Source organism: Limnohabitans planktonicus II-D5, assembly GCF_001270065.2.
Lineage (GTDB): Bacteria > Pseudomonadota > Gammaproteobacteria > Burkholderiales > Burkholderiaceae_C > Limnohabitans_A > Limnohabitans_A planktonicus.
On the sequence record NZ_LFYT02000151.1, the window covers coordinates 1 to 517 of the forward strand.

Sequence of the window (517 nt, forward strand, 5' to 3'; positions counted from 1 at the left end):
ACCTACAACAGCAAGAACGTGAACGCTGCAACAACGGTCACCGCGACCTTGGTGGCAACTGACTTTGCGGCTGGCACAGCAGATTTGAGCAACTACAACTTGCCCACTACAGTTTCAACAGTAGTCGGTGGTGGCACGATCAGCAAAGCCAACTTGGCTGTGGCCATGAGCAACCAGAACAAGACCTATGACGGCACGACAGCAGCTGCATTGGCAACGGGTGCGATCACAGCCACGGGCGTGACAGTGGGCGGCGTGGCAGAAACTGCAACGGTGAACAAAGCCAGCGGCACCTACAACAGCAAGAACGTGAACGCTGCAACAACGGTCACCGCGACCTTGGTGGCAACTGACTTTGCGGCTGGCACAGCAGATTTGAGCAACTACAACTTGCCCACTACAGTTTCAACAGTAGTCGGTGGTGGCACGATCAGCAAAGCCAACTTGGCTGTGGCCATGAGCAACCAGAACAAAACCTATGACGGCACGACAGCAGCTGCATTGGCAACGGGTGCGT

Annotated in this window: 1 protein-coding gene; it reads left to right on the forward strand. The window is 55.5% G+C overall.

Going from position 1 to position 517, the window contains the following annotated elements; genetic code table 11:
- The coding region (locus tag H663_RS42000) for a YDG domain-containing protein (protein WP_205872792.1) at positions 1 to 517 on the forward strand (517 nt) is incomplete at both ends.